Annotated in this window: 22 protein-coding genes; 10 read left to right on the plus strand and 12 right to left on the minus strand. The window is 71.2% G+C overall.

Annotated features, from left to right (window positions below; genetic code table 11):
* Positions 1-3: 3 nt before the first annotated feature.
* On the minus strand, positions 4-378 hold the full coding sequence (locus tag ACZ67T_RS13795) for a cupin domain-containing protein (protein ID WP_469983865.1): 375 nt from the start codon (positions 376-378) through the stop codon (positions 4-6).
* A gap of 104 nt (positions 379-482) precedes the next feature.
* Here ACZ67T_RS13795 and ACZ67T_RS13800 point away from each other — a divergent pair, with 104 nt between their 5' ends.
* Together ACZ67T_RS13800 and ACZ67T_RS13805 are read left to right on the plus strand one after the other, a co-directional pair.
* The gene (locus tag ACZ67T_RS13800; RefSeq protein WP_469983867.1) at positions 483-929 is read left to right on the plus strand and encodes a MarR family winged helix-turn-helix transcriptional regulator; all 447 of its coding nucleotides are present in this window, start codon (positions 483-485) and stop codon (positions 927-929) included.
* 173 nt (positions 930-1,102) lie between these two features.
* Positions 1,103-1,966 (plus strand): esterase/lipase family protein, encoded by an 864-nt coding sequence (locus tag ACZ67T_RS13805; RefSeq protein WP_469983869.1) that lies wholly within the window; start codon positions 1,103-1,105, stop codon positions 1,964-1,966.
* Positions 1,967-2,043: 77 nt separating this feature from the next.
* Here ACZ67T_RS13805 and ACZ67T_RS13810 read toward each other — a convergent pair whose 3' ends face one another.
* A complete protein-coding gene (locus tag ACZ67T_RS13810) occupies positions 2,044-3,042 on the minus strand; it encodes a lytic polysaccharide monooxygenase (protein WP_469983871.1) in 999 nt (332 codons plus the stop codon).
* A 190-nt stretch (positions 3,043-3,232) separates the two neighbouring features.
* Between ACZ67T_RS13810 and ACZ67T_RS13815 the strand changes: the two genes are divergently transcribed.
* Entirely contained in the window at positions 3,233-3,712 is a 480-nt protein-coding gene (locus ACZ67T_RS13815; RefSeq protein ID WP_469983872.1) for a GNAT family N-acetyltransferase, read from the plus strand.
* Positions 3,713-3,731: 19 nt separating this feature from the next.
* On the opposite strand, the gene ACZ67T_RS13820 is transcribed toward ACZ67T_RS13815, so the two are convergent.
* The gene (locus ACZ67T_RS13820; protein WP_469983874.1) at positions 3,732-3,875 is read right to left on the minus strand and encodes a hypothetical protein; all 144 of its coding nucleotides are present in this window, start codon (positions 3,873-3,875) and stop codon (positions 3,732-3,734) included.
* A gap of 110 nt (positions 3,876-3,985) precedes the next feature.
* On the opposite strand from ACZ67T_RS13820, the gene ACZ67T_RS13825 reads away from it, so the two are divergent.
* Positions 3,986-4,621: a class I SAM-dependent methyltransferase gene (locus ACZ67T_RS13825; RefSeq protein WP_469983876.1), complete on the plus strand. Its 636-nt coding sequence runs from the start codon at positions 3,986-3,988 to the stop codon at positions 4,619-4,621.
* Here ACZ67T_RS13825 and ACZ67T_RS13830 read toward each other — a convergent pair.
* Both ACZ67T_RS13830 and ACZ67T_RS13835 read right to left on the minus strand, forming a co-directional pair.
* On the minus strand, positions 4,610-5,110 hold the full coding sequence (locus ACZ67T_RS13830) for a ribonuclease FAU-1 family protein (protein WP_469983878.1): 501 nt from the start codon (positions 5,108-5,110) through the stop codon (positions 4,610-4,612). The genes ACZ67T_RS13825 and ACZ67T_RS13830 overlap by 12 nt on opposite strands.
* Positions 5,091-6,011 (minus strand): GNAT family N-acetyltransferase, encoded by a 921-nt coding sequence (locus ACZ67T_RS13835; protein ID WP_469983880.1) that lies wholly within the window; start codon positions 6,009-6,011, stop codon positions 5,091-5,093. The genes ACZ67T_RS13830 and ACZ67T_RS13835 overlap by 20 nt, the downstream gene beginning before the upstream one ends.
* Before the next feature lie 70 nt (positions 6,012-6,081).
* On the opposite strand from ACZ67T_RS13835, the gene ACZ67T_RS13840 reads away from it, so the two are divergent.
* The gene (locus tag ACZ67T_RS13840; RefSeq protein WP_469983882.1) at positions 6,082-6,462 is read left to right on the plus strand and encodes a GntR family transcriptional regulator; all 381 of its coding nucleotides are present in this window, start codon (positions 6,082-6,084) and stop codon (positions 6,460-6,462) included.
* A 59-nt stretch (positions 6,463-6,521) separates the two neighbouring features.
* Here the strand turns inward: ACZ67T_RS13840 and ACZ67T_RS13845 are convergent, their stop codons facing one another.
* The gene (locus ACZ67T_RS13845; protein WP_469983884.1) at positions 6,522-7,616 is read right to left on the minus strand and encodes a DUF5925 domain-containing protein; all 1,095 of its coding nucleotides are present in this window, start codon (positions 7,614-7,616) and stop codon (positions 6,522-6,524) included.
* A gap of 598 nt (positions 7,617-8,214) precedes the next feature.
* Between ACZ67T_RS13845 and ACZ67T_RS13850 the strand changes: the two genes are divergently transcribed.
* Positions 8,215-9,024: an SGNH/GDSL hydrolase family protein gene (locus tag ACZ67T_RS13850; protein WP_469983886.1), complete on the plus strand. Its 810-nt coding sequence runs from the start codon at positions 8,215-8,217 to the stop codon at positions 9,022-9,024.
* A gap of 31 nt (positions 9,025-9,055) precedes the next feature.
* Here the strand turns inward: ACZ67T_RS13850 and ACZ67T_RS13855 are convergent, their stop codons facing one another.
* Positions 9,056-10,606: a serine/threonine-protein kinase gene (locus ACZ67T_RS13855; RefSeq protein WP_469984412.1), complete on the minus strand. Its 1,551-nt coding sequence runs from the start codon at positions 10,604-10,606 to the stop codon at positions 9,056-9,058.
* Positions 10,607-10,947: 341 nt separating this feature from the next.
* Here ACZ67T_RS13855 and ACZ67T_RS13860 point away from each other — a divergent pair, with 341 nt between their 5' ends.
* Together ACZ67T_RS13860 and ACZ67T_RS13865 are read left to right on the plus strand one after the other, a co-directional pair.
* Positions 10,948-11,220: a hypothetical protein gene (locus ACZ67T_RS13860; RefSeq protein WP_469983888.1), complete on the plus strand. Its 273-nt coding sequence runs from the start codon at positions 10,948-10,950 to the stop codon at positions 11,218-11,220.
* A gap of 541 nt (positions 11,221-11,761) precedes the next feature.
* A complete protein-coding gene (locus ACZ67T_RS13865; RefSeq protein ID WP_469983889.1) occupies positions 11,762-13,513 on the plus strand; it encodes an amidohydrolase in 1,752 nt (583 codons plus the stop codon).
* 16 nt (positions 13,514-13,529) lie between these two features.
* Here the strand turns inward: ACZ67T_RS13865 and ACZ67T_RS13870 are convergent, their stop codons facing one another.
* A complete protein-coding gene (locus tag ACZ67T_RS13870) occupies positions 13,530-14,315 on the minus strand; it encodes an ABC transporter permease (protein ID WP_469983891.1) in 786 nt (261 codons plus the stop codon).
* A gap of 43 nt (positions 14,316-14,358) precedes the next feature.
* The gene (locus tag ACZ67T_RS13875) at positions 14,359-15,309 is read right to left on the minus strand and encodes an ATP-binding cassette domain-containing protein (protein WP_469983893.1); all 951 of its coding nucleotides are present in this window, start codon (positions 15,307-15,309) and stop codon (positions 14,359-14,361) included.
* A gap of 63 nt (positions 15,310-15,372) precedes the next feature.
* Here ACZ67T_RS13875 and ACZ67T_RS13880 point away from each other — a divergent pair, with 63 nt between their 5' ends.
* Positions 15,373-16,083 (plus strand): TetR/AcrR family transcriptional regulator, encoded by a 711-nt coding sequence (locus tag ACZ67T_RS13880; RefSeq protein WP_469983895.1) that lies wholly within the window; start codon positions 15,373-15,375, stop codon positions 16,081-16,083.
* A 21-nt stretch (positions 16,084-16,104) separates the two neighbouring features.
* Here ACZ67T_RS13880 and ACZ67T_RS13885 read toward each other — a convergent pair whose 3' ends face one another.
* Genes ACZ67T_RS13885 through hmgA form a run of 3 tightly spaced genes read right to left on the minus strand, consistent with a single transcriptional unit; the run spans position 16,105 to position 19,447 of the window.
* The gene (locus tag ACZ67T_RS13885; RefSeq protein WP_469983897.1) at positions 16,105-17,328 is read right to left on the minus strand and encodes a type ISP restriction/modification enzyme; all 1,224 of its coding nucleotides are present in this window, start codon (positions 17,326-17,328) and stop codon (positions 16,105-16,107) included.
* 12 nt (positions 17,329-17,340) lie between these two features.
* Positions 17,341-18,090 carry a GntR family transcriptional regulator gene (locus tag ACZ67T_RS13890; RefSeq protein WP_469983898.1) on the minus strand — a complete coding sequence of 250 codons (750 nt, stop codon included), beginning with the start codon at positions 18,088-18,090 and terminating at the stop codon, positions 17,341-17,343.
* Positions 18,091-18,130: 40 nt separating this feature from the next.
* A complete protein-coding gene (hmgA, locus tag ACZ67T_RS13895; protein ID WP_469983900.1) occupies positions 18,131-19,447 on the minus strand; it encodes a homogentisate 1,2-dioxygenase in 1,317 nt (438 codons plus the stop codon).
* Between the two features lie 101 nt (positions 19,448-19,548).
* Between hmgA and ACZ67T_RS13900 the strand changes: the two genes are divergently transcribed.
* Positions 19,549-20,178, plus strand: coding sequence for a TetR/AcrR family transcriptional regulator (locus tag ACZ67T_RS13900; protein ID WP_469983902.1), 630 nt, complete (start codon positions 19,549-19,551; stop codon positions 20,176-20,178).
* The last annotated feature ends 132 nt before the right edge of the window (positions 20,179-20,310 follow it).

A 20,310-nucleotide genomic window follows, 5' to 3' on the forward strand; every position in this document is an offset into this window, starting at 1 on the left:
CCGCTACTGAGCCCAGGGCGGCGTGACGCGCGTGCCGTCCGCCAGTACGGCCTCCAGGCCCACGGACGTCGTGACCCACATGGCGGCGGGCGAGTCGCCCGGATTCTCGACGGTCAGGATCGCGCCCGGACGGACGATCGCGGTGTCGCCCGCGGCGAGCGTGTCCGTGCGCCCGTCGATCGTGAAGCGCAGGCTGCCGCTGAGCACGTGCAGGATCTCCTCGCGGGACACGGTGTGGGCGACGCCCGGGGTGCCCGCCGGGACCTCGGCCCGCCAGGCGCACAGCTCCTCGCTGCCGGCGGCGGGTCTGGCGTACGAGACGAAACGGACGCCGTGCATCTCGTGAACGACGGCATCGGATGCGCGGACGACTGGCATGGCGACTCCCTTGAGCGGATCGGTCGAGTGAGCTATGTAGTCAAGTAGCTTGACTACATAGTCAGGCAGCTTGACCAAACCGTCAAGGGTGTTTCAATGGCTCCGTGCAGAACTCCGAGGCCATGGCCCTGTCCGCCGCCCTGCTCTCCGCCGCCGGCGAGCTGACGCAACGCATCCATGACGGGGTCGTCGCCCGCGGCTTCGAAGGGCTGCGGCCCGCGCACGGATTCGCGTTCGCGCGACTGTCCCGGGGCGGCGCGACCGCCACCGACCTCGCCGCACATCTGGGGGTCACCAAGCAGGCGGCGAGCCAGCTCGTCGACGAGCTCGTGCGCAAGGGCTACGCCGAGCGCCGGCCCCACCCGGACGACGCCCGCGCCCGGCTCGTCGTCATGACCGAACGCGGCTGGGCCTGCGCGCGGGCCGCCGAGGAGTCGGCCGCCGACGCCGTGCGGCCGTGGGTCGAGCGGCTCGGCGAGCGCAAGGCCCGCGCGCTGCTCGACCAGTTGACCGCCGTCGCGCCCGACGGTCCCATCAGGCCGACCTGGTGACATTGCATCAGCACCGGGAGCGTCCAGCCGACACGGAGAGTTTTTACTGACGCGTAACTTCACTCCTTTACTACTGGCGCGTAATTTAAGGGGCAGTACAGCATCCTCGTGATCCGGATCACAGGGCACGCACCCCACATCGCAACTCCCTTGAGCCGCAAGGAGATCACACGATGCTGCCCCGGAACTGGAAATGTGCGGTCAGATCCCTGACCGCGGCCCTCCTGCTCACGGCCGCGGCCGGCGCGGTCCCCGCCGCCCACGCCGACACCGCCCCGAGCAGTGGCTGGAACAACTACGACTGCAAGCCGTCCGCCGCGCACCCGCGCCCCGTCGTCCTCGTCCACGGCACCTTCGGGAACTCCGTCGACAACTGGCTCGTCCTCGCCCCCTACCTGGTGAACCGCGGCTACTGCGTCTTCTCGCTCGACTACGGACAGCTGCCCGGCGTCCCGCTGTTCAACGGCCTCGGCCCCATCGACAAGTCGGCGGGCCAGCTCGACACGTTCGTCGACAAGGTGCTCGCCGCCACCGGCGCCCCCAAGGCCGACCTCGTCGGCCACTCGCAGGGCGGCATGATGCCCCGCTACTACCTCAAGTTCCTCGGCGGCGCCGCGAAGGTGAACTCCCTCGTCGGCATCGCACCCGACAACCACGGCACCACCCTGAACGGCCTGACCAACCTCCTGCCGTACTTCCCCGGGGCCGGTGACCTGCTGACCCTCGCCACCCCCGGCCTCGCCGACCAGATGGCGGACTCCCCGTTCATCACCAAGCTCAACCAGGGCGGGGACACCGTCCCCGGCGTCCACTACACCGTCATCGCGACCAAGTACGACGAGGTCGTCACCCCGTACGGCACCCAGTTCCTGAGCGGCCCCGACGTCCACAACGTCAAGCTCCAGGACCTGTGCTCCGTCGACCTGTCCGAGCACGTCGCCATCGGCACCATCGACCGCGTCGCCTTCCACGAGGTCGCGAACGCCCTCGACCCCGCCCACGCCACCCCCACCACCTGCGCCTCGGCGGTGAGTTGAGCGCACCGCAGCCAGAAACGCACAAGGGCCGCCGCCTCCAGAAACGGGCAGGGAGGCGGCGGCCCGGCTGTGCGGCGTCAGCGGCTGTGACGCCCGCCCGCCACGGAGCGGCGACGCACCGACGCGAACATCGTCGCGGCACCGATCGCCAGAACCGCGGCGCCGCCCATCGCGATGTACGGGGTGGTGCCGTCGCCGCCCGTCTCCGCGAGGTTCTCGTCGGCGAGGGGCTTCGCGGCACCGCCCTTCGCCACGGGCCCGTTGCCGCCCGTCGAGTCATCGGCGGCGTCGGCAGCGGGGGCCGCGGACTCCTCGGCCTGCGGTTCGGCGCTGCCCCCGGCGTCACCGTGGTGGTGCTCCACGGACGACTTGCCGGCACCGTCCGCGATCTCCTGGTCGGAGGGCGCGGACGCGGCGGGAGCGGCCGCACCGGCCCCGCCGTCCTTGCCGAACACCACGTCGGAGCAGGTGTAGAAGGCCTCGGGGGAGTCCGAGCGCTGCCAGATCGAGTAGATGAGGTGACGGCCCGACCGCGCCGGGACATCACCGTCGAAGACGTAGTCGCCGTTCTCCATCGTCGGGTCGGTGACCTTCACGAAGGGCTGAGCCTCCAGGTCCGACCACTTCAGCGGCTTCGCCGGGTCGTACGAGTCCTTGGTGATGTACAGCTCGAACGAGCCCTTGTGCGGGGCCGTTCCCTTGTAGTGGAAGGTGTGGCTGCCCGCCGACATCGGGCTCGACGGCCAGTCGGCGCGCGGAAGGTCGAGCCCTTTGTACTTGTCGTTGCCCGCGCTGCACAGCTTGCCGTCGGGGATGATCTCCTTCGACTTGCCCGCGGCGTTCGCGATGTTGACGGCGTTCCAGTCGTAGAAGGCCTGCGCGCCACTGGCTGCGACGGCGGCCTTGCACGCCGCTGACCGCGGGCTCTCCGGGCCCTCCGCGTAGCAGGCGGAGACGCGGCTCACCGGATCCGTCATCGAACCGTGCGCCGACGCGGGCGCGGCGGCCAGCGCGGTCAGGGCGAACGGGACGGCACCTGCGACGGCGAACGCGGCGGCCTTGCGGCGAACTGTCATGAGTGGAACTCCTCAACGGCGGTTCAGGGGTGGGGGGAAGGACCGCGACGACGGCCCCGGCGGTGAGAAAACTAGCCCCTGAAAACCGCGAAATCGCCTGCTGAGGGCAGGCGATGGCGATCTTTATGGTGGGTTTAAGGGCGGGCTAATCGAGGGCTCAGGCTGCGATCATTTCCCGTACTGTGCGGCCATGACTCACACAGTTCGCCGCGCCGAAGCAGCCGACGTACCCGCAGTGAAAGCGGTGACCGACGCCGCGTACCACCACTACATCGACCGGATCGGAGTGGTGCCCGCGCCCATGGAGGCCGACCACGGCGCCGAGGTGACCGCGGGCAAGGTGTACGTCGTGGACGGCGAGCGGGGCGGCGCGCCCGCCGTCATCGGGCTCGTCGTCGTCGAGCCCCGCGAGGACCATCTGTTCCTCGACAGCATCGCCGTGCACCCCGATGCCCATGGACAGGGTGTGGGGCGGCGGCTGCTGGCGTTCGTCGACGAGCACGCGCGCGTGCTCGGCCTTCCAGAGGTGCGGCTCTACACGAACGCGATGATGTGGGAGAACCAAGAGCTCTATCCGCGCTATGGATACGAGGTCGTGGAGCGCCGCACCGACGGCCTCTACGACCGCATCCACTACCGCAAGCGGCTCTCCGCGGCCTCGCCCGCCTGACGCGTGTGTCCCGGCCCGCTCACTCGTCGGGCCACCACGTGCGGCGGATGTCCTTGCGCACTTCCGGACGGTCGTGGCGGCTCTCCGCGGCGGCGTCGTCCTGCCGCTGCCGGCGGGTGGTGCTGGTCTTCGCCACGGGCTTGTTGATGGTCACACGGCGCATGACTGCCTCCTGTGCCTACCCCGGTTCCACTGCGGTACCGCTGTAGACGTGTTCCCCGGAGGGTGACGCATCGAAGCGTGATTGTCAGTGGCAGGTGTCACGATCTGGGCATGACGACGAGTGAGGACACCACGAATCGGGACATGGCGCCCCTCGAACCGGTCGACTGGGACGCCGAGGCGGCCGCGTTCGACGACGAACCCGACCACGGTCTGCGTGATCCCGCCGTGCGCGGGGCCTGGGCCGCGCGCCTGCGGGACTGGCTGCCGGACCACCCCTGCGACCTGCTCGACCTGGGCTGCGGCACGGGCAGCATGTCACTGCTCGCCACCGACCAGGGACACGGTGTGACCGCGGTCGATCTGTCGCCCGCCATGGTGGACCTCGCGCGCGCCAAGCTGGCCGGCCGGGCCGCGCGGGTGCTCGTCGGGGACGCCGCGGCGCCGCCCGTCGCAGGCGAGACCTTCGACGTCATACTCGTGCGGCACGTGGCGTGGACACTGCCCGACCTCGACGGCGCCCTGGCGCACTGGCTCTCGCTGCTGCGGCCCGGCGGGCGGCTGATCCTGGTCGAGGGCGTGTGGGGAACGCTCAGCCCCGTCGGCGTCCCGGCGGCCCGGCTCACCGGCGCTCTCGCCCCGCTCGTTGCCCACGTCCGGCACGAACCGCTCTCCGGAGACGCGCTGCTGTGGGGGAAACAGGTCGAGGACGATCGGTACGCGGTGGTCGCGACGCTAGGCCAATAGCCGGCCGAACCCCTCGGTGCGCGCGAGGAGTTCGAGGTCGTCGAGGGCGCGGACCGCGGCCTCCGCCGCGTGCGGGTCGCTCTCCGCGAGCCCGCTCTGCGCGAACTCGTCCTCGTCGAGGCGCAGTACGTCGCTGCCGTCCGCCGAGACCCACAGGTCGAGGTCGAGGTCCTCCACGCGGAGCTCGCCGCCCTCGCGCACCGCCGGCCGGGTCACGTCGCAGTACCAGCCCTTGAGCGTGCCGCCGCCGGTGCGCACCTCCTTGACCGCGTACCACCGGTCCCGCCAGTAGTGCTCGGTGAAGACGTCGCCCGGCCCGAACTGCACGAACCCGAAGTCCCGGACCCCGGGGGAGGCCCAGGCGGCGGTGACGGTCACGCGCGTGCCGTCGTCGCGGACGACGTCCGCGGGGTAACGGATCTTGAGTCGGCCCGCCTTGACGAGGACCACGTCGAGGGCCTCGGCGGGATCAGGTGAGGGTGTGGACATGGCGTACCTCCGTGGCACAGATCTCGTAGCCGAACCATTTGTTGATCGCGAGCATCGGTCCGTTCTCCGCGTCGTTGCCCGTGAACGCCTCGGTGACGCCGGCCTCGCGGGCGCGGTGCAGGGAGTCGTTCTTGGCGAGCTTGGCCAGGCCACGGCCGCGGAACTCCCGCGCGGTGCCGGTCATCCCGGACATGTAGCGGGTCTCGTCGTCGGTGCGGGCCAGGCTGAACGCCACGGGCCGGCCGTCGGCCACGGCCACCGAGGTCAGCCGATGGTCGGTCAGCGGATGGTGCCAGGTCTCGTCGAGCCAGTGCTCGTAGTCCGTGAACTCCGTGGCCACGTCGCTCGGTTCGTCGCTCACCGTCTCCGCGTCCAGGTCGAACAGGGGACGCGGGTCGTCCGCGAAGTCCGCGCCGGTCCGCAGCGTCACTCCGGCCGGCGGCGCGGTGAGCGGGGGCAGCGTGCCGTGCGCCAGGTCGAGTCGGAGGAAGTGGGCGGGGCGGCTGGCTCGATAACCGCGGCGCGTGGCGAACGCCCGGTCGTCCGGGGTGTCGAGCACCCACGAGTACACGGCGACGGCGCCCTCACCGGCGAGGTACTCCTCCGCCGCCCGCACGATCAGGGACCCGGCCCCGAGTCCGCGGCGCTCCGGGTGCACATAGGCGTTCACATAGCCCTGCCCCGGGTCCGGACTGTCGTACGCGATCCCGACCTGCGCGGTGCCGACGACCTCGCCGTCGGCCTCGGCGACCAGCGGCCGGTACCGGGCGTCCGGATGGGCGTGCGCCAGATCGAAGGCGACCGACTCGGCGGTCGCGAGCATGGCGGGCAGCGTGGCCCGCCGTACCCGGGCGAACGCCGCGGAGTCCTCGGGCCGCAGGGCCCGGACGATCACCGTCATACGGCCGCACGCTACGCGCGGGGCGCGCCGGGGTGCCTCCCATTTTTCCGAGGTGCGGGACAATCGGCGCGTGACCTTGAAGATCGACATCGATGCGGGCGCGGCGACGGCGCCCTACGAACAGGTTCGGGCCCAGATCGCCGGGCAGGCCCTCTCCGGGACCCTGCCCGTCGGCTACAAACTGCCGACGGTGCGCGGGCTCGCCGAGACGCTCGGCCTGGCCGCGAACACGGTGGCCAAGGCGTATCGGGCGCTGGAGTCGGACGGGGTGATCGAGACGCGCGGCCGCAACGGCACGTTCGTCGCCGCCGCCGGTGACGCGTCGGCCCGGGAGGCCTCGGTGGCGGCCGCCGCGTTCGCGGAACGGGCTCACCGCCTCGGCCTCACCGAGTCGCAGGCACTCGCCGCGGTACGGGACGCGCTGCGGGCGTCGTACGGGGACAAGGGCTGACGGGAAGTACGGCCTGCCCCTGACAAGTACAGCCCGCCACTACAAGTGCAGCACCACCCCTACAAGTACAGCCCCGCGTCCGCCGACTCGCGCGGGTCCGGGACCGATGTCGGGCTGGTGCCGCGGCGCAGCGCGTACAGCTCGGCGAGTGTCGCGCCGTCGCGGCTCACGCCCTCCTCGCTGCCTAGCCAGTTCACCGACTCGCGGTGGGTCAGGGGGCCCACCTCGATACGGGCCAGGCAGCGGCCGGGGCGCACGACCGCCGGGTGCAGGCGCTCCAGGTCCTCGTTCGTCGTGACGCCGACCAGGACGTTCCGCCCCTGCCCGAGCAGGCCGTCCGTCAGGTTGAGCAGGCGTGAGAGCGCCTGCCCCGCCGTGTGCTTGGCCTCGCCCCGGATGAGCTCGTCGCAGTCCTCCAGGAGGAGGAGGCGCCAGCGACCCTTCGCCGTGCCGTCGTCCTCGCCGATCGCGATGTCCATGAGATAGCCGACGTCGGAGAACAGCCGCTCCGGGTCGAGTACGCAGTCCACCTGGCACCAGTCCCGCCAGGACCGGGCCAGGGTGCGCAGCGCGGACGTCTTGCCCGTGCCGGGAGGACCGTGCAGCAGGAGCAGCCGGCCCGCGATGTCCTGGGGGGTCGTCTTCATGAGCTGGTCCATGGCGCCGGCGACCGGCGCCGTGTAGTTGTCCCGCACCTCGTCCCACGTACCGGCCGAGATCTGCCGCGTGGTGCGGTGCGGCCCGCGCCGGGGCGAGACGTACCAGAACCCCATCGTCACGTTCTCCGGCTGGGGTTCGGGCTCGTCGGCGGCGCCGTCCGTGGCCTGTCCGAGCACCTTCTCGGCGAGCTCCGAGGTGGTCGCCGTCACCGTGACGTCGGCGCCCCTGTTCCAGCGGGAGACGAGGACCGTCCAGCCGTCGCCCTCGGCGAGCGTCGCGCTGCGGTCGTCGTCACGCGCGGAGCGCAGGACCACCGCGTCGGGCGGCAGGAGGGTGGCCCCCGACCGTACGCGGTCGATGTTCGCCGCGTGCGAGTGCGGCTGCTCGCCCGTCGCGAAACGGCCGAGGAACAGCGCGTCGACGACGTCGGCAGGAGAGTCGCTGTCGTCGACGTTGAGCCGGATCGGCAGCGCGTCGTGTGGGTTCGCAGACATGCCGCCATGATCCGCCACGCACGGCGCTCCCGCACGGGATTTCCGCAGCGCGTCACACGCTTGCCCGCAGGGTGTCCGGGGCCCGCGCGTCGTGACGGCGCAGTCTGCCCGTCCACGAACGGCCGTAGTTACTTGCATCCCTGATGTGACGTCATGGGTGGAATTCGGGGGGCGGGGATCTGGAACGGGAAGATCGCCGATCCGGCGGCCCGACGGATCGAGTCCGCGCAGCGCCGCACCGATCGCGGCCCCCGGCGCCGCGATCAGGAAGAAAAGCGTCAATGGGCCGCGCGACGGCGACGAGATGTCCGTGAGCGCCAGTGCCGCGCCGACCTCTGCGACGGCCGCGGCCATCCCGGCTGTCAGGGGTGACGTCCCTGATGCGTCCCCACTGCGCAACAGGGGTTGTTGGGGATGGCCGGTCTACGGGCGTAGCGCAAGGAAGTTGAGGGTATGTCATAAGCCTGACATGTACCTGCAATCGAACAACGAGCGAACTCTCGTGAGGCGTGCGGGAAAAGGTTGACATGAACACTTCCCGTGAACTGTGGGGCGTGCTACCACAGTTGTGGCAGAGATCCTGCTACGGGAGGTTTTCATGAGACGTTTCCGAATTACGGCGTACGTGACCTCAATCCTCTTCGCGGCCGGCGTCGCCCTCACCGGGGCGACGGCGGCCCAGGCGTCCGAACAGGCCGCCGCGACGGGCTATGTGGCCCTCGGCGACTCGTACTCGTCCGGCGTCGGTTCCGGCAGCTACGACAGCTCCAGCGGCTCCTGCAAGCGCAGCACGAAGGCCTATCCCGCACTCTGGGCGGCCGCCCACTCACCCTCGAGCTTCAGCTTCACCGCCTGCTCGGGCGCACGTACCGGCGATGTTCTCTCCGGACAGCTCGGCCCGCTCAACTCCGGCACCGGCCTCGTCTCGCTGTCGATCGGCGGCAACGACGCGGGCTTCGCGGACGTGATGACCACCTGCGTCCTGCAGTCCGAGTCGACCTGTGTCGCCCGCGTCAACGAGGCCAAGGCGTACGTCCAGAACACCCTGCCCGGCCAGCTCGAATCGGTGTACTCCGCGATCACCGCGAGGGCACCGGCCGCCCATGTCGTCGTCCTCGGTTACCCGCGCTTCTACCAGCTCAACGGCTCCTGCATCGCGGGCCTGACCGAGACCGAGCGCGCCGCGATCAACGGCGCGGCCGACCTGATCAACTCCACCACCGCCAAGAAGGCCGCCGACCACGGCTTCGCGTTCGGCAACGTGACCTCGGCCTTCACCGGTCACGAGATCTGCTCGGGCAGCGCCTGGCTGCACAGCGTCAACTGGCTGGACCCCAGCGAGTCCTACCACCCCACCGCGGCCGGCCAGTCCGGCGGCTACCTCACCGTGTTCAGCGCCGCCGCCTAGTACCACCTGTACTTCTGCGTACGTCTGCTGCCTAGTACGACGGTGAGGGCGAGGGGGAGGTCCCGTCCGTGGGGGACTCCGTCTTGCACGTCACCGTGTACGCCACCGCGTTCGACGTGGCACGGACGGGGTCGCGCACCTCCACGCTGACCTGGTTGTGGAGCGTGGCCCCGTCCGTGTAGCCCGTCTCGACATGGTCGACCGACCTGGTCCGCGGGCCGCCGGACGCGAAGCTGAGCGTCTTCCACCCCGGGTCGCTCGACTCGCCGCTCTCCGTCACCCAGCGGTACTGGACGTCGACGGGCGCGCGGCCCACCGTGAACGTCGCCCTGAACGCCGGAGCCCCGCCGCCCGGCGGCGGACAGGCGCCGCTGTAACTCCCGTGCACTGCCGAGACGCTGACCCGCACGGACTGCTGCGGCGGCGTCGAGTGCTCTCCCGCGCCACCCTTGCCGCTGTCGTCGTCCGCGCTCGGCGAGCCGCCACCGCCACCCTTCGAATCATCGTCCGAGGGGCTGTGCGACGCGCCGGAGGAAGTGCCGCCGGAACTCCCGCCGCTCCCGCCGGAGTTGTCGCTCCCGTCACCCCGGTTCATCAGCGCGTAGGTGAGCCCGCCGAGCACCAGGAGCAGCGCCACGACACCGGCCAGCAGGACGGCGACGGAGCGGCGAGGGCGCTCCGGACGCGTCGTGGCCGGATCCGGGGAGACCGTCGTGCCGTGCCCCGGGCCGAACCCGGCCGGAACCGGAGCCGGCGGCGTCCCCTGCCAAGACGTCTGGGTCGGCGCCGACTCCGGGGAGGACGCCCGGACGGTGCCCGCGCGGGGCGTGCCGCCCGCGCCCACCTGCCGCAGATCGCGTTCGGCGTCGGCCGCCGGCGTCCGCTCGGCCGGGTCCTTGCGCAGCAGCCCCTCGATGACGGGGGCCAGCGGGCCCGCGCGGTGGGCGGGCGGCAGTTCCTCGTCCACGACCGCCCGCAGCGTGCTCAGCGGCGTCTCCTGCCGGAACGGAGACTGTCCCTCTACGGCCGCGTACAGCAGGACCCCGAGCGACCACAGGTCGGACTCGGGCCCCGGCGTGCGTCCCAACGCCCGTTCCGGAGAGAGGAATTCGGGCGAGCCGATCACCTCGCCCGTCATCGTGATCGCCGACGTGCCCTCGACCATGGCGATGCCGAAGTCCGTCAGGACGATGCGCCCGTCGTTCGCGATCAGTACATTGCCCGGCTTCACGTCCCGGTGCAGAACGCCCGCCTCGTGCGCGGCACGCAGCGCGGCGACCACTTCGGCCCCGATGTGCGCGGCGCGCCGCGGGGGCAGCGGGCCCTCGGCGTCCAGGAGGTCGGAGAGGGACAGCCCGCGCACCAGTTCCATCACGATCCAGGGGCGGCCGTCCTCCGTCGCCACGTCGTAGACGGTGACCACGTTCCGGTGCGAGATGCGGGCCGCGGCCCAGGCCTCCCGCTCCAGGCGCGCGTACATCCGGTCGACCTCGCCCGTCGGGAGCCCTGCTGGGGCGCGTACCTCCTTGACGGCGACCTCACGGCCCAGGACCTCGTCGCGGGCGCGCCAGACGGTGCCCATGCCGCCCTCGCCCAGGGGGCTCAGCAGCCGGTACCGCCCCGCGATCACACGCGCTTCGCCGGCCCCTCGACTGCCCGGACTCTCGCTCACGGGCGACCCCCATCCGTAGCGGTGCGATTCTCCACAAAGCTAGCCCAGTGTCCGTGAGATCGCCCACGTTCCGGACGCGCCCGTTCATGCCCGCCATGTCCAACTCGCCCTGGAATCAGTCAGATTCGGTGAGTAATCGTCAACCTCCTTATAGGGGAGGTGAATCCTGCGACCGGGATACACGAGTGTCACCGCGGGGCGATAGGGTTAACCTGCCCGGGCCGGGTGCCCTCGTACGGGTGGGGAGTGACATGGAACAGATAACAGTGCGCAGCAGGCCGCGTGTGCCTGCGATCACCTGCGGGAGCAGCGCGACCAGCACGCGTCTCGACCGCCATCTCTCGGTGCTGGGCGGTCCCGCCGCCCCGCAGCGCGAAGCGGCCGAGGCGACACTGCTGATGCGTGAGCTCACCTCGCGTGACGCCGCGCACGAGCGCAGCAGCAGGGGCGCGCGAGTGAGCCGGGTCTCGCTCTTCGCACCACTGCGGCGACTGCGCCGCTCGCTGTTCGGCGGCCGCCGCTGACAGGCGGTCATCACCGGCACAGCCCGATCCCGCGCTCAGGCGACCATGCCGTACCGGCACGGCGCCACGATCTCCGCGACCGTCATCCCCACGGCACGCGGCGTCATCCAGGTGTGTTCGCCTGACGCGGGACAGAAATCTCCTGCCGCCCCGGTACCGCACTCCCCATCGGACGGCCCGGCACGGAAACGGCGCTGACACGCGCAGACACGGCATGTGAGCCGCACCCTCCCCGCTCCCGGTGCGCTGCCGTACATCCTTGCCACCCTTGTGCCGCCGTGCATCCTCGTCATCCTCGCGCCGCCGTACGTCTCCTTACGCCTCCGACGCGTGCCCGTCGCACGGTCGGTTTTCTGTCATTCCAGGGCCTGTTGACGGCCCCCGCAGGCATCGCCGCGTGCAGTCGTCCATGTCCGGTGCGTAACAGCTTTGTCATGCACGGATGTTGACGGGGCAATGTTCCGGGGTCAATGTTGCGCCTGATCCTGATCGTTTGGCCTGTACACGGAGACACCCTCACCTCACCCCCGGAGGTACGCGCGTGTGTGACCTGCATGACCAGCACGAGCATGAGCATGAGCACGGGACGACCCAGACCGCCGCCGGCCCGCAGCTCAGCAGGCGCCGCATCATGCAACTGCTCGGCGCGGCGGGAGTGACCGCAGCCGCCATGACCACCGAGGCCGATCCGGCGATGGCAGCGGCCGCCGACTCCATCGTCGAGGAGGCCGGTGCGTACAAGGCGCCCGAGGGCCTCGCCGAGGACAGCCCGGCCAAGTCCTCCGCCCTCGGCTGGATCACCTCCAACTCCTCCCGCATCACGGGCCTGAACGAGGAGATCTGGGAGCACGCGGAGCTGTCGCTGCGCGAGTGGAACTCTTCCGTCGCCGAGGCCGGATTCCTCGAAAAGGCGGGATTCGACGTCAAGTTCGGCACGGCCGGCTTCCCGACGGCGTTCACGGCGACCTTCTCGTACGGCAGCGGCGGCCCGGTTCTCGGCTTCAGCGGCGAGTACGACGCGCTGCCGGGGCTCTCCCAGAACAAGGGCGTCGGCCACCACGATCCGCGCGAGTACATCCACGACCCGTTCTCCCCGAGCTACGGGCCCGGCCACGGCTGCGGGCACAGCGCCCTCGGTACCGCCGCGGCGGCAGCGGCGGCCGCCGTCGCGCAGGCCGCGCAGAAGCACAAGCTGCCCGTCACGGTGAAGTTCTTCGGCTCCACGGCCGAGGAGGCGCTGATCGGCAAGACGTACGCCGTCAGCCGGGGCGTGTACGACGGGCTCGACGCGTTCCTCGACTGGCACCCCTCCACCGCCAACGCGACCGGCTGGGGCACCAGCAACGCCATGACCGCGGTCACCTTCACGTTCCTCGGCGTCGCCGGCCACGGCGGCACCCCGCTGGGCAACAAGTCGGCCCTGGACGCCGCCGTGATGATGGCGACGATGTCGGAGTTCCTGCGCGAGGAGAACATGGCTCCGGCCGCGCGCCTGCACTGGGTCATCAACAACGGCGGCGACATCCCGAACGTGACCCCGGAGATCGCCGAGATCTCCTACTACGTGCGCGAGGGCAGCACGGCCCGCGTCCAGGTGCTGCTGGACAAGGTGATCGCGATATCCGAGGCCGCGGCCAAGGCCTCGCAGACGAAGGTGCAGCACCGCATCACCTCCGCATGTTGGAACCAGCTGCCCAACAAGGCCGCCGCGGAACTGCTGTACGACAACATGCGGCAGATCGGCCCGCCCGCGTTCACCGCCGAGGCGCACCAGCTGGCGAAGGACCTGCAGAAGTCGCTCGGCCTGCCCGAGGTCGGTATGCACGACAAGGTCGCCGAGCTGACCCCGCCCAACCCGGTGTTCCTGGGCGGCGGTTCGACGGACGTCGCCGACATCAGCTGGAACGTGCCGACCGTGTCGATGGGCGCCGCGCTCGCTCCGATCGGCGGCAAGTTCCACACCTGGTCCACCGCGGCGTGCGCGGCCGCGGCCCCCGGTCAGGCCGCGGTGATCGCCGCCGCGAAGTACCTGGCGGCGACGGCGGTCGATCTGATCACGCAGCCCGAGCGGCTCAAGGCCCTCAAGGACGAGTTCAAGCAGCGCACCAAGGACATCGAGTGGAAGACGGCGCTGCCGGACGGCTATGAGCCGCCCATGTACGAGCCGCCGGCCTGGTTCCTGAAGAAGACCGGGCAGAAGTGGCCGCCGAACAACATCACCTGGCCGCCCCGTCGGGTCGTCTCGAACGAGAAGTTCTCCTCCCTGGGACCCGAGCTGGCCCCGCAGAAGTAGACCGGCCGCGGTTCGCTCAGCGTCCGCCGGTGGTGTACCGGCGGACGGCGAGCGGCACGCACACCGCTAGCAGCACCGCGCACCAGGCGAGCGAGCCGGCCACCGGGTGCGCCACCGGCCACGAGGAGCCGCCGGGGACGGGGGCGTTGCCGAACAGGTCGCGTACGGCCGTGGCGACCGCGCTGATCGGGTTCCACTCGGCGAGCACCCGCACCCAGCCGGGGAAGCCCGCCGTCGGGATGTACGCGTTCGACAGCAGCGGAAGCATGAACGTCGCGCCGCCGAGCTGGCCCGCCGCCTCCTCGCTGCGCGACACGAGCCCGAGCAGGATGCCGACCCACGTCGTGGCGAAGCGGAACAGCAGCAACAGACCGAAGGCGCCTACCGCTTCGAGTGCGCCGCCCTCGATCCGCCAGCCCATCGCGAGGCCCACGAGGAGCAGGGGCGCGAGACCGGCCGCCGTCGTCACGACATCGGCCGCCGCCTGCCCGAGCGGGACGGCCGCGCGGGTCATCGGCAGTGTGCGGAAGCGGTCCATGACGCCCCGGTGCGAGTCCTGGGCCGCGGTGAACATCCCCGTCATGATCCCGTTCGCCGCGGTCGCGACGAGCATGCCCGGTACGAGGAAGGCGCGGTAGTCCGCGCCGGGCATCGCCAGGGCGCTGCCGAAGACGTATCCGAAGAAGAGCAGGAAGACGATCGGCATCGTCTGCGTCATCACGAGGATCGCCGGCGCGTGCCGGATCCGCTGAAGGTGCCGGCCGAGCATCGCCGTGCCGTCGTACAGGAGCGCGGTGGTCATCAGATCTCCTCCGGAAGGGAGTCGGGGCCGGTGAGCGGTGCGGTCATGCGACGAGTTCCCGGCCGCCGGTGAGGCGCAGGAACGCCTCGTCCAGGGTCGGCGGGCGCAGGGTCGCATCCACGATCGGGACGCCGGACGCGTCCAGTTCGCGGACGATGCGGGGGAGAGTGAGCGTCTGGTCGAGGGTGACGACGCCGACCGCCCTGCGGTCCGGGTCGAGGGCCGGCTCGGCGCCGGTGAGCTGGTCGAGGACGACGGCCGCGGCGTGCAGGGCCGCGTCCTCGGCGACCACCACTTCCGCGTAACTGCCGGTCTGTGCCTTGAGTTCGGCGGGGGTGCCCCGGTGGGCGGCGCGGCCTTTGTCGATCAGGACCACGGAGTCGGCGAGCTGGTCGGCCTCCTCCAGGTACTGCGTGGTGAGCAGCACGGTCGTGCCCCGGCCGGTCAGCTCGCGGACCGCGTCCCAGATGTCGTTCCTGCTGTGCGGGTCGAGGCCGGTCGTCGGCTCGTCGAGGAAGAGCACGGCGGGCCGGGTGAGCAGGCTCGCCGCGAGGTCGAGGCGGCGCCGCATGCCGCCGGAGTACGTACGGGCGGTGCGGTCGGCCGCCGCGGTGAGGCCGAAGCGGTCGAGCAGTTCGTCGGCGCGGGTACGCGGCAGCCGCAGGAGACGGGTGAACAGGCGCAGGTTCTCGCGCCCGGTGAGGTCGCCGTCGACCGACGCGTACTGCCCGGTGACGCCGATCCGGCGGCGTACGGCCGCGGACTCGGTCAGCACGTCGTGGCCCGCGACACGCGCGGACCCCGCGTCGGGCCGCAGGAGGGTGGTGAGGACCCGGACGGCAGTCGTCTTGCCCGCGCCGTTCGGCCCGAGCAGCCCGCAGACCGTGCCCTCCTCGACGGCGAGATCGAGGCCCCGCAGGGCGTGGACCACTTGGTCCCCTGAGCCGTAACGCTTCTCCAGACCTTCACTAAGTACAGCGTACGTAGAAGTCATGGGGCCACCGTAGCGCACTACGTACGGTGTACGTAACTACGATGGTGGGCGAGGTGATGATCGATGACGGGCCGAGCGGCCGAACCCGAAGTGATCTGGGCGCGCCCCGAGCGCGCGGGACGTGGCCCGAAACCCGCCTACCGCAGGGACGACATCGCGGCCGCCGCCGTCCGCGTCGCGGACGCGGACGGGATCGACGCCGTGTCGATGCGACGGGTCGCGGGCGAGCTGGGCCTCGGCACGATGTCGCTCTACAACTACGTGCCGAGGAAGGACGACCTCTACGAACTGATGGTCGACGCGGTCAGCGCCGAGTACGACCTGACCGAGCCGACCGGCGACTGGCGCGCCGACCTGCTCGCCCTCGCCCGGCAGGCCCGCGCCCTGATGATCCGGCACCCGTGGATGCCCCGGCTGATGTCACCCGTGTACGGCTTCAGCCCGAACGCGCTGCGGTACCTGGAGTACTGCATGGCCTGTCTCGAACCGGTCGACCTGCCGGCCGGGACGAAGATGGAACTCGTCGCGTCCCTCACCGGCGTCGTGACCTTCTACGTCGCCAACGAGATCGCCGCCGCCGAGCGGACCCGCTCTCTGCCCTGGTCCGAGGAGCAGGAGTACGCCGCGCGGACCGCCTACCTGGTCAGCCGGATCTCGACCGGTGAGTATCCGCACGTGGCCGCCGCGTTCGCCCAGAGCACCGGGCCCGTCGACATGGATGAGGCCTTCGAGCGGGCCCTCGGGCGCACGCTCGACGGATTCGCCTCCTCCTGAACACGGGGGAAGCGCCCAGTCTCACAGGAGCGCGAACTGGCCGCCCGGGCCCTCCTCGTGATGGTCGAGGACCGAGGCGGGCCTGCGGGTGGCCGGCGCCGGCGGCAGGACGCCCGCCTTCAGCAGGTCCGTCGCCGTCATGCACGCCGCGGAGACGCTTGCCGTCAACTCCTCCTGCCGCGATCGCAGTTCAGCCAGCAGTGCCAGTACCGTGACGATCTCCAGGAGCTCCGACGTCCAGGGCTGCGGCCAGGCGCCGGGGCGGATCCCGGCCAGCGTCCCCGGCTCGGGAGCCGTGGTCCTGCGCGCGAACCACTGCTCGATCACCCGCACCCCGCTCACCTCGAAGTCCCAGGCCTCGGCGGGCACCGGGGAGATGCGGCCGTCGCCGACGAGCAGGGCCTGCTCCTCGCGGTCGTAGAGCAGCTCGGCGGGACGGTCCGGGAGCGGCGCGCGCACGTACGGGCGCCTGCCGCCGGGAAGCTTGGGCCGGTCGCCGTCGGTGCCGCGGCGCAGCAGCCACAGGATCCGCTCCCCGAGCGCCGTGCCGCGGGCCCAGAGCCCGGCGTCGTCCGGGAGCGGGACCCGCGGCCCCTGCGGGGAGGGCCGCGCCACGGCGAGGGTCCAGGCGAGCAGGTCCCGCGCCCCGACCTCGTGCCCGAACCGGCCGGACAGCTCGGTGAGCAGACCGGGCGTGACGTTCGGCTCAAGGCCCCCGGGGCGCCGGTACAGCGGGCGGATGCGGCCGGGGCGCCCTGCGGGGGAGCGGCCCTCGGGCAGGATCGCGCAGGCGAGCGCCGCGGGTCCGCCCGCCCCGGGCACGAACCCCTGCTCGACGACGAACAGCTGGCTCTCGTCGGCCACCCGCCACAGCTCCGGCCGGGCCGCGTCGATCAGCCGGTGGTCCGGTATCAGCCACTGCTCGTCGAAGGGGGCGTGCAGCACCCGGACGGGTTCGGGGCAGGGGCCGTCGGCGTGGGTCAGGTCGTCCGTCGCGGTGTGCCGGCCGGGGAGCTGTGCGAGGGCCGTGCGCAGGGTGCGCGCCCGGCTCGGTTCGAGCAGCCTCTCGCGCTCCGCCTCCCCGGCCTTCACGAACGCGGACCAACGGGCCTTCAGGGAGGCCGGGTCCGGGGCCAGCGGCCAGGCGCGGCCGAGGCGCAGGGGCGCGACGGACCACGGCATGAGGTCCGCGAGCAGCGGCGCGTCAACAAGGCTTTCGAGGCTGTCGGGCGTCACGTTCGGCATCGTACGACGCGGTCAGTGCGCGTCGAGAGTGACCGTGAACGAGAACCGGTCGCCGCGGTAGTGGATGACGGCGACGTCCAGCGGCCGGCCGTCCTCGTCGTAGGTGATGCCCGTGTAGTGCAGGATCGGGCTGAGCAGCGGGACCTGGAGGAGCCGGGCCGTCTCCGGGTCCGCGAGCCGGGCCTCGACGGTGTCGGTGATCCGGCTGATGCGCACGCCGACGACGTCGCGCAGGACCTTCGTCATCGGCCAGCGCACCAGGTCGTCCAGGTCGACACGGTCGGCGAGGTCGGTCCTGATGTAGTTGCGTGCGTGGTTCGTCGGCTCGCCGGTCTTCTCGTCGCAGCGCAGCCGGTGGTACGTCGCCACGGTCTCGGCCCCCGGGAAGTGCTCGGCGAGCGCGCCGGGCACCGGCACCGTGCCGTGGCCGAGCAGTTCGGTCGTCATGCCGGACTGCTGGGCCACGATGGCGTCGACCGAGCCGAGCAGCCGTACGGGCGCTCCCCGCCGCGCGGCCGGCTCGATGAAGGTGCCGCGCCTGCGGTGCCGGGTGATGAGCCCCTCGTCCTCCAGCTCCTTGAGCGCCTGCCGCATGGTCAGGACGCTCACCCCGTAGTGCCCCGCGAGCTGCTCCTCGGTGGGCAGGCGCAGCGGGTCGTCGGGGGAGCGCCCCAGTATGGAGGCGCGCAGGGACTGCGACACCTGATACCAGAGCGGCAGCTTGCGGTTCAGGACGATCGAGTCCGGCGCGAAAGAGGTCACGGGGCTATCCGTATCGGTCGGGCGCGTTCAGTGCAACGGCTCAGTGCGACGGCCTGAAGTGCCGTTCGAGGCCGCTCCACACATCGTCGTAGCCGCGCTGGAGGTGATCGGCCTGCGCCGCCTGGGCTGTCGCGGTCACCGGCCATCGGGTCTCGAACATGAAGGCGAGCCCGTCATCGACCTTCTGCGGCCTGAGCTCGGCCGCCGACGCCTTGTCGAACGTCTCACGGTCCGGGCCGTGCGCCGACATCATGTTGTGCAGCGAACCACCGCCCGGAACGAAGCCTTCGGCCTTGGCGTCGTACGCGCCCTCGATCAGACCCATGTACTCGCTCATCACGTTCCGGTGGAAGTACGGCGGCCGGAACGTGTCCTCGCCGACCAGCCAGCGCGGCGCGAACACGACGAAGTCCACGCCCGCGAGCCCCGGGGTGTCGCTCGGCGACGTGAGGACCGTGAAGATCGACGGATCCGGGTGGTCGTAGCTGAGCGACCCGATGACATTGAACCGACGCAGGTCGTAGACGTACGGGACATGGTTGCCGTGCCAGGCGACGACATCGAGCGGCGAGTGGTCGTACGTGGCGCGCCAGAGGTTTCCGCAGAACTTGTTCACCACCTCCACCGGCCCTTCGGTGTCCTCGTACGCGGCGACGGGAACCATGAAGTCACGTGCGTTCGCCAGGCCGTTGGCGCCGATCGGGCCGAGGTCGGGCAGGCGGAAGGGGGAGCCGTAGTTCTCGCAGACGTAGCCGCGGGCGTCGCCGTCGAGGAGCTCGACGCGGAAACGGACCCCGCGGGGGATCAGCGCGACGTGGCCCGGATCCACGTGCAGCAGCCCGAACTCGGTGCGCAGCAGCAGCCCGCCGCGCTCCGGGACGATCAGGAGCTCGCCGTCCGCGTCGCTGAACACCCGTTCCGTCATGGAGGAGTTGGCGTGGTAGAGGTGCACGGCCATACCGGTGCGCTGGCTCGCGTCGCCGTTCCCGCCGAGTGTCCACAGGCCCGCCAGGAAGTCCGTGCCGGGGGCCGGCTCGGGCAGCGGGTTCCAGCGCAGCCGGTTCGGGTCGGGGACGGACTCGGTGAAGGGGGCGGTGCGCAGCGCGCCGTTGTCCACCCGTACGAACGCCGGGTGCGCGGCCGACGGGCGGATCCGGTACAGCCACGAACGCCGGTTGTACGCCCTCGGCTCGGTGAACGCGGTGCCGCTCAGCTGCTCCGCGTACAGACCGAGCGGGGCGCGCTGCGGCGAGTTGCGGCCGTGGGGCAGAGCGCCGGGTACCGCCTCCGAGCTGTGCTCGTTGCCGAAGCCCGAAAGGTAGGCAAGCCCCTCGGCGGTCTTCCTCGCGTCACGCATGTCGCTCCCTCGTCCATGATTCCTATGCTCTACCGTAGGATTCCCTTTTTCCTCGCGCAAGAGCACTCCGTGAAGCTGAACGGTCCTCTACTCTCCCGGTCATGTGGACGCCGCCCGTGGAACCCGTGACCCACTCCGGGTCCCTGCGCCGCGCCCCCGTCCAGCAGCGCAGCGCCGAACGCCTGAGCCGGATACTCGACGCCTGCGCGCAACTGCTCGACGAAAGCGGCTACGAGGAACTCAGCACCCGGGACGTCGCCGTCCGCGCCGGGGTGCCCATCGGCTCCGTCTACCGCTTCTTCGGCAACAAGCGCGCCCTCGTCGACGCCCTCGCCGAACGCAATCTGCAGCGCTACGCCGACCGGATCGCCGGGCGCCTCGCGGCGATCCCCGCGCCCGACTGGCGCGCCGCGATGGACGCCGTCCTCGACGAGTACCTCGCCATGAAACGCACCGCGCCCGGCTTCTCCCTGGTCGACTTCGGCAACCAGGTCCCCGTCGGTGCCGACGCCGGCCCCAACCACCGCCTCACCGACCGCCTCACCGAACTGCTCGCCGTCCACCTCGCCCGCACGCCCGACGACACCCTGCGCCGCACGTTCCTCGTCGCCGTCGAATCAGCGGACGCCCTGGTCCGGCTCGCGTTCCGGCTCGACCCGGCGGGCGACGAGCACGTCATCGCGGAGACGCGGGAGCTGTTGCGGGCTTATCTGGCGCGGGTGCTGGACTGATCCGGGGGGCCCGGCGGGGGCGTGTATCGGAGCACGGAACGTCCTCACCGGCAGTCCCGATCGCCGTCCAACCCCGTGACCTGGAGTTTTGCGCTTATTGCTCGCACGTCAACATCTTGTTAACGCTGATGC

It is taken from the genome of Streptomyces sp. NPDC107517 (assembly GCF_055582645.1).